Origin of the sequence: Flavobacterium sp. AG291 (assembly GCF_003350375.1) — a bacterium.
Taxonomy (GTDB): domain Bacteria; phylum Bacteroidota; class Bacteroidia; order Flavobacteriales; family Flavobacteriaceae; genus Flavobacterium; species Flavobacterium suzhouense.
Window position 1 is genome coordinate 198,122 of sequence record NZ_QQAR01000006.1, and the last position, 7,351, is coordinate 205,472.

General features: G+C 45.6%; 10 protein-coding genes. 2 read left to right on the forward strand and 8 right to left on the reverse strand.

Translation table 11 applies throughout. From position 1 onward, the window contains the following. Window positions 1–44: 44 nt before the first annotated feature. Both DEU42_RS08840 and DEU42_RS08845 read left to right on the forward strand, forming a co-directional pair. Window positions 45–584, forward strand: coding sequence for a hypothetical protein (locus DEU42_RS08840; RefSeq protein WP_199509075.1), 540 nt, complete (start codon window positions 45–47; stop codon window positions 582–584). A 162-nt stretch (window positions 585–746) separates the two neighbouring features. Further along, on the forward strand, window positions 747–1,643 hold the full coding sequence (locus DEU42_RS08845; RefSeq protein WP_114757928.1) for a hypothetical protein: 897 nt from the start codon (window positions 747–749) through the stop codon (window positions 1,641–1,643). A gap of 245 nt (window positions 1,644–1,888) precedes the next feature. Here the strand turns inward: DEU42_RS08845 and DEU42_RS08850 are convergent, their stop codons facing one another. From DEU42_RS08850 to DEU42_RS08885, 8 genes are read right to left on the reverse strand one after another with little or no spacing between them, the layout of a single operon-like run. Further along, on the reverse strand, window positions 1,889–2,674 hold the full coding sequence (locus DEU42_RS08850; RefSeq protein WP_114757929.1) for a PRTRC system ThiF family protein: 786 nt from the start codon (window positions 2,672–2,674) through the stop codon (window positions 1,889–1,891). After that, window positions 2,674–3,375, reverse strand: coding sequence for a PRTRC system protein B (locus tag DEU42_RS08855; protein ID WP_114757930.1), 702 nt, complete (start codon window positions 3,373–3,375; stop codon window positions 2,674–2,676). The genes DEU42_RS08850 and DEU42_RS08855 overlap by 1 nt, the downstream gene beginning before the upstream one ends. Next, on the reverse strand, window positions 3,344–4,531 hold the full coding sequence (locus DEU42_RS08860) for a hypothetical protein (protein WP_158537868.1): 1,188 nt from the start codon (window positions 4,529–4,531) through the stop codon (window positions 3,344–3,346). The genes DEU42_RS08855 and DEU42_RS08860 overlap by 32 nt, the downstream gene beginning before the upstream one ends. Window positions 4,532–4,544: 13 nt before the next feature. Further along, window positions 4,545–4,763, reverse strand: coding sequence for a PRTRC system protein C (locus tag DEU42_RS08865; protein ID WP_114757932.1), 219 nt, complete (start codon window positions 4,761–4,763; stop codon window positions 4,545–4,547). Continuing rightward, window positions 4,708–5,355, reverse strand: coding sequence for a prtrc system protein e (locus DEU42_RS08870; RefSeq protein ID WP_199509076.1), 648 nt, complete (start codon window positions 5,353–5,355; stop codon window positions 4,708–4,710). The genes DEU42_RS08865 and DEU42_RS08870 overlap by 56 nt, the downstream gene beginning before the upstream one ends. Before the next feature lie 5 nt (window positions 5,356–5,360). Further along, window positions 5,361–5,549, reverse strand: coding sequence for a hypothetical protein (locus DEU42_RS08875; protein ID WP_114757933.1), 189 nt, complete (start codon window positions 5,547–5,549; stop codon window positions 5,361–5,363). A gap of 47 nt (window positions 5,550–5,596) precedes the next feature. Next, complete coding sequence (locus DEU42_RS08880) at window positions 5,597–6,640, reverse strand: DUF932 domain-containing protein (RefSeq protein WP_114757934.1); 1,044 nt, start codon at window positions 6,638–6,640, stop codon at window positions 5,597–5,599. A gap of 24 nt (window positions 6,641–6,664) precedes the next feature. Then, on the reverse strand, window positions 6,665–7,162 hold the full coding sequence (locus tag DEU42_RS08885; protein ID WP_114757935.1) for a single-stranded DNA-binding protein: 498 nt from the start codon (window positions 7,160–7,162) through the stop codon (window positions 6,665–6,667). Between the last annotated feature and the right edge of the window lie 189 nt (window positions 7,163–7,351).

A 7,351-nucleotide genomic window follows, 5' to 3' on the forward strand; every position in this document is an offset into this window, starting at 1 on the left:
ACTACCGAATGCGTAAGTGCCGGAGATGCAATACTGCTTTTTTTATGAATGACCGTTTTAACTACAGATTATCGGAAAGCAAGAAAAAGGATATTGCTGAAAACCTGATTGATATTCTTACTATTGATGCAAAAATTACTGAAGCTACGCGAGGATTTATCAGCAATTGGCTTTGTACCGGACCCGATGAAAAGAGAAAAGCTTTTTTTGATGTCTGGGATATTGTCCTTAAGAATTATATGCCAACAGAAAGACCCATACTATTCCGCTCATGCGAAAGAATAGGAAGGAAGAATAAAATAGCGAGTTTCACCGGGCGATTGGAATGTGCAAGAAGATTTGGGAACGGCCAGGATTACCTATTAATTTGTGATACAAAAGAAGAACTTGAGCTTGTAGAGCAATACTATAAGAAGGGTGAGTACATACGTACGTTTTATCCACTTGGTAAAGTTTTAGTTAAAGCGAGGGACAAAGGAGGATGTGGATTTTCCGAGAGAACATGGAGCTTTATTGGTGAAGATGAATACATAATGAGAATTAACGTGGGGAACATCAACAAATTAAAGTGGGTCACAATGTGAGTGAAGGTTAAAAGTAATTACCTTTAAAAGCATTAATTAAAAAAATGGAGATTTTTAAAGTGGTTCAGATCTGTCCGGACAACTAATTACATATAGCCTACTGCATTCCCTATAGAATTCAAACTTTGAGTTGCTCTACAAATTAATTAAAAAGAAACTGATATGGCTAGAAAAGTCTATTACAGCAAACCGTTAAAATATTTTTGGCAAAATTTCTATGGGATCCAGAAGAAGCTGACTCCTGAATATACTGATGACCAAATATTCGCCATACTTCGAAACAATATATTAAATGCCCCTTTAAGGTCATTTGATAATGAGGGCTCCAGACAATTAATAGTTTCAGGATTAGAGTTGTGGAGACAGGACTCAAGAGGGGAATTATTGCACATTTTCTTTTTGGATCGGCAATTACGGAGTTTTCTTGAGTCAACGCCATTGTCTGACTTAGAGAATATTAAAAAATTTCTAAATGAAAAAGGAACAAGTAAAGATATCTTCCATATATATTCAAAAATTCAAAGTAACCGACAAGTATACCAATTTGCCTTGCATTTGCCGTATGAATCTGAAGGATACGCTTTTTCTTTAAGTTTAGAGGATGATAATAGCGTACAACTCTATTTTTCATTGGCTGACAATGGTGGGCTGATGTCGGATAAATTTTATTCCGATGTTAACAAGAAGGAAGACGAAATTTCTCTAATTCAATCCAAAATGTTCCGACTTGCAATTAATACAATTGCTTATATGAATTGTTTTCCTGATTGTGTTGTCGATGGAGTTCCAAAGGATTTGTTAGAACGAAGTGAAGATTTGTCAGCAAAGAACTTTACTTTAAGTACATCTGAAAAGATTAAAGAGAAGGAGAGTTCACCACTTTCAAAAATGCCACATTTCCGCAAAGGACATTTCAAACTTCTAAAATCAAACTACTTTGTACACAAAAAAGGTCAGTTTATCTTCGTTTCCGAAACAATGGTTAAAGGAAGGGCTAAAACGGTTTCAACTTCGCCAGAGATTGATAGATTTGGTGATATAATAAGTTCTGAAACATAACTATTAGCCAAGATAGCCCTGGGTTTACCACAAGGAAGCCAATGATTATTTATTTTAGAGTATAAAGTGTTTTGATAACCAGGGAGGGTTATGACAACCCTCCCGAAAAACAAAGCGCCCGCACGGCAAGTGCAGCAGGGTTTATCCCGATGCTGTTGCCATGTGGGCGCATCCGCTTCCAAACCGCAAAAAGGCGTTCCCGACCACAGGGAGGGATTGCCTTTTTGCGCCGCCATCCAATATAATCAGCCAACCGCTAACGGTTGGCTGCGAAAATTCCCCAAATTCAGAAAGAAACCCCTCTCAAGGGTCAGCCCCTGCCTGAGTAGCTGCCATAACAGGCTGCATCCCATCTGTGACAAAACGGAGTTGATGAACAAATCCTGCTTTTCAAGGGCTTCGGCAAGTGAGCAGCTTGGCAGGTCTTCGGTGTCGCCTGCTTTAAGCAGTTCCGAAAATTCACTTGTAACCTGTGGCAGGCTGCCCACAGGCAGGAACTTTTCCGATACAGGCTGTTTGATATTGCCAATGGTGGACAGAATAACCTGTCCCGTGTCCCTACTGTTGCCGAAGTCCATCCAGTAGCGGGGAATATCGGAACGGTGCGTACTCAAATCCAAATCATTTAAAACATCAGCTATGCCGAAACGTGCTGCTGCGGTGTCCACACACGAAATATAAATCGCATTCCTGCCTGTTGCGGTATCAACGGTAAAGGGTTTTTCAACGGCTTTCCAAGCTGTTCCAAAAAATCGGTTGGTACGGGTTATGAGGGCGGCTACTTTGGATAAGCCGACTTCACATTCCGCAAATAATTGCCTGCCACGATTGGCATCGGTAATCACATCATCATCCCACAGGCTGACCTGAAAGCCTGCGTGTCCCAATCGTTGCAGGCTGTGCGACATCCGTGCCAAGCCTGTCAGCACCTGTGAGCCTGTACCGCCTGCCCCGATAAGGCACACGGTTATGGGGTTGGTAGGGTTCAACAGTTCAGGTGCGGTAAAATGTGCTTTTATCTTAGTTTCCATTACAGTAGGTTATTAAGGGTTAGCGGTGTGGTTCTGAGGGTATAGGTAGGGAATGGTTTTTCAGGGTCAGCCATCAGTTCTTTGTAGAGGTTAAACAGGTTTACGCCAATGGGGTTGTGTTCGTTGATATGGTGGGAAAAATAACTCCCGAAAAAATACCCCTGCCATGCCGTAATAAATTCCTCCAAGGTGGCAGCGGATTTTATGGCAACATCGACATTGCCCATACAAACCGTACCTTTTTGGTAGAGGTTAAAAAACGGGGCGTGGAATAATGGGGTTTCGGCTTTGGGTTTGGTTTTGCCGTTAAGCGCAAATAGTTGCAGTTCCTTTTTAGTGGCTTTCCAAACGAGCGCAGGCAGGGCAACCGTGCCGTTATCCAAACCCAGGTTTTCGGCAAAGTACAGAGTTTGCCTTTGGGGCTTGGTGTACCAAACCACGCTGCCGTTAGCGGAGGGGTCAAGGTGCAGCACATTATCAGGCAGTACACCCTCGGGGCGCAGGAACGCCTTTCCCGCCTGCTCACGGGTGTCAAGGGCTTTGGCAAGGCTTTGCGCTTCCCGTACCGTTAACGGGTGCGGGTTTATAGGGCATCCGCTTTCGTCCATATCGTAATATTCAATATAGGGGGCAGTAAAACCACTTGCGGTAAAAACCACAAGGGCGGCTTTAGGCTGGTATAGTGGGACGTTTGGTGTCATAGTCGTAGTTGTTTAGGAGGTAACACAATTCATTCAGAAGTGGGAACAATCGGCATTCAAAATCAAGGGTATCGTTATCCTGTGGCTGCCCATCAAAGAAGCGTTTTAGTACAGGTTCTTGCTTTGAAAGGCTTTCGCTAAAAAAGCCGTTAACGGATTGTTGCACATTTTCATACAGCCACCCATCGGTGGAAGCCACAAAACCGACATATTTTTCCATTGTGATACATTCATCATCATCAAAATCGTCGTTTTCATAGTCGGGCAGGCAGTTTTTATCTGCGTGTTCGTAGATAGAAGTTTCAGGGTAGTACTGCCATAGTTGGTAAAACTTTTGGGCAATGCGATGGCATTCCTTATCCAAATCATCAATGGGCTTAAAGGCTGTGAGCCATTCCCCAAAATGGTCAAAATGCAGAGTGTTCCAAATCCTGCGCAGCATGGTTTCCCCGTAATGCTGTGCAGCCCTTAACTGGCTTACATAGTCATAATAGTCTTTTTGTTCCCAATCATCGGGGTCATTTTGTACCCATTCTGATACCATTTCATAGTGCCAATACAAAAAACTGTCCTCGGTGTAATATGGAATATTTACAGTATGGAACAGGTAGCTGAACACGCAAAGCAAGAGCCGTGCGCCTTTACGGTGCTTCTTGTCCTGCATCATATAATGCAGGGGCAACACGGGAATATAAAAGAGGGTTCTTCCCGTATAACAGGTTTCTGTTGCTTCAACTACAAAATTGCCGTTATCCTCCAACAGTTCCAAACCGATATGTTGGGAATACTTTTCGTTGAGCAGCCGTGCTGCTTCGTGTAGGGCAACCTCCCTGCCGTAGGGATAGGCAAACCCTGTGGTATCTACAGGGTTGATACTGTAATGTTTGCACAGCAGCCCGTAACTATAGTAAAAGTGCTCTTTTTCTCTGCTGTCTGTAATTCCCTGTCCTGTGTGGTGTGGCAAAAAACGGGTTTTCAGAAAACCATAGGCAGCAGCCCCACAGGGGCTGAAGTCGGGCGGTCGGCAAGCACCTCTGCGGTGTCTTTCCTGCGCTGCAAGCCTGTCAGGAACTCGGCTGTGTTTTTGTGCAGCAGCTTTTGCCTTTTGTTTTGGGGCAGCCGTAACTGCCCCGCTATTATTTGTTGCATAGTCCATAACTTTAGTTTTATTATCCTTTAGTCCCCATAGTGGTTTCAAAACGGTACTGTACGGTATCGTTTGTAATTTCAGGGCCGACTGTTTTGGCGGTCGTTAGTGTCGGGTACGTGTTCGCATAGAAATTCATCACGGCTTCCACGCTCCATTTCGGGTCGGGGTCGGTCAGTTCAACCTCATTCCCCTTGTCTTTCATCAGGAATACCCTCCGCAGTAGTGTGGTCTGTAGCATCTTCTTCCGTTTTAGGTTCAACATTTGTTATAGCTGTGGCAGGCTGCTCTGCGCCAAACAGGTCGGGGCTGAACTGAGCCGACAGGCTTGATCTGCGTTTTTGCATTTCCTCGGCTTTGTCGGGGAACTCAGTAGTTTTTGGCACTTTTAGCCATGCTTCCCTGTGTTTGCCTGCTGCTTCGAGTTTATCCACTTCCGCCATAATGCCGATATATTTCATTTCTTTGAGTTCCTCGGGCGTGGTGGGCTTGTCCGATTTATCGGCTTTATCCGTTTTTTCGGTTTTCTTCTTTTCCATTGCTGCGTTTTTCTTGGCAGCTTCCTGCCCTTTAAGGTAGGCTTCCATATTCACGAGCAGTTTCGAGGTTTCGGCAACGGGTGTACTGACAGCATCAAAAAAGCCCTCACACAATTCCTTTGCGCTGCCCCTTAAAATAAGGGGCGGTATATGGTTTTTGGCGGCATCCCCACAGCCCTCATTTTGCAGCAGTACGGAGGTGGTCAGTTGCTCCCCGTCTTTTTTGACGGTAATGTTCAGGCAGCCCTCGAACGGGATGGCTGCGATATGGGCGAAAAAATTTGTAACGGGCATGGCGTTTATTTTTTTGGTTTACGTTTGGGTTCGGGGTTGCTTTCTATCACACGCCTAATCAGGTTCAGGGCGGTTGCGGTGTCAAAGGCATCGGCTGCGGTCATTGCCACGTGGTCAAGTCTTTCAAAAATGGGCAGTACTTTTTTAAGCGTGGTTACCGCCTTGCGTTCTGTGGTTTGTGCTAATATGCTCATCACAATAAATTTTATGCTGCACCGCTAAGCGGTGCAGCGGTTAACTATCAGTTGAATTGCAGGGCAACCGCCCCGTTTTTAGAGAAATCTCCACACAGGTCAAAGGCTTTTTGCCCCCGTGCCTGTGCTGTGCCGCCCAAACAGATGCTTTTCAGTTTGTCCTCGCCCGTTTTAAAGCTGCGTACATTTTGGTAGTAGCCCGTAACGGCATTGTATGCGCCAAACAAAGTGCCTTTGGTTGTTACAAGGCTTTGGGTATCGTCAGCCATAGCGTACTCGAATGCCGCATCACAGGCATTTTTGTACATCGTTGAAAGTTCTTCGGTAGCCCCTTTCTTTAAAAGGTTGTAGGTTTCTTTGTTCGGGCAAAGTGCCAACTGTATCAATTGCTTTACCTGTTTATCTTCAATACGCACATTAGCCCACTCGTTGAAAATGCCCTCCAATTGTAGGGACAGGTTATCGGCAACGCCCATCACCTTATGTGCCTGCTCCAAACGTTCTTTAGCCCCTGCGGTGTGGCGTATGCGTACGACATTGGTCGCATTGCGCAACGCTGCATTAAGCGTGTTTTGGCAGACGATGCGCACAGGCGTAAAGGCTGCGGTAATTGACCCACTGCCATCGTGGGAGGTGGTCAGGAAAATATACTTTTGTGTTACGTCATCGCCGTTGCCCACACGAATATAGCCGGGCAGCTTGGCGGTTATAAAAATGCGTTCCCCATTGCCGAGTGCGCCTGCGGTTTCGTACAGTATGCCCTCGCCACCATCTACAATGGCATCGAAAAAGGCGAACGCATCGGCATTCTGTACAATTTGGTAGTCATTGCCCACCACGCCAAAAACGGCTTTGGTATCGGTGCGCATCGTGGCGTATTGGTCGGGTACAGGATAGGTATCGAATAGCCCTGCGCCCCTTGCAAAAATCGGGGCTTTGGTTACTTCATAATCCAAGCCTGCAACCGCTATGGCTTCACGGCTTGTCGGGTAGTTCTCTACAATCTGCCCAAGCCCGTGCCATGCGGGTTGTTTTACACTCATAAAGGCGGGCTGCCCTGTCTGCTCGTTGAAATTTATATTATGTGCCATGATTTCAGATTTTAAGGTTAGTAATTAAAATGGCAGGTCATCGTTAGGCACTTCGCCATTAGGGAGTACTTCGGCTTCGTACACGGGTGCTGCTGCTGCATTGGCAGGCTGCAGTGGCTCAGCATTTTGCACAGGGGCTGCGCTCGCTGTTTGGTTTACGGGCTGCTGCTGCGCCTGTTGTTGTGGTTTTTGTTGCGCCTGCTGCGTTTCGTTTTTCGCTCCCCCGTGCAGTTTAATGTCGGTGGTGTTGAAGTTCAGCCCTGCTTTAGGCTCGCCATCGTTGCCCATCCACGCACGGGCAGACACACGCCCTGCAAGTTCTACAAGGCTGCCCTTGGTCAGGTACTGCGCCACACCTGTAGAAAACCAATAGGCACAGTCAAAAAATTCCGTTTGGGTCACTTTAGTCCCGTTTTTGTCTTTGTAGTCGTGGTTCACGGCTATTGAAAAACTTACTACATTTTTGTTGTTTGACAGGTTGCGCACCTCGGCATCCCTTGTCACTCTTCCGATAATTGTCATAATCGTCCTTTTTAAATGATACAATCGTTTTGTATCTTTCTCCAATCCTCATTCGTGGCAGTCCTGCCTCGCTTGCGCTCCGCATAACTTTTTCCCAAAAGAAATTCTCATGACTAAACACATTTTTAGAGTCACCAACAGGCATGAAAAAGGCATCGCATATCTCAGTACTTTAGTGAATCAAATATT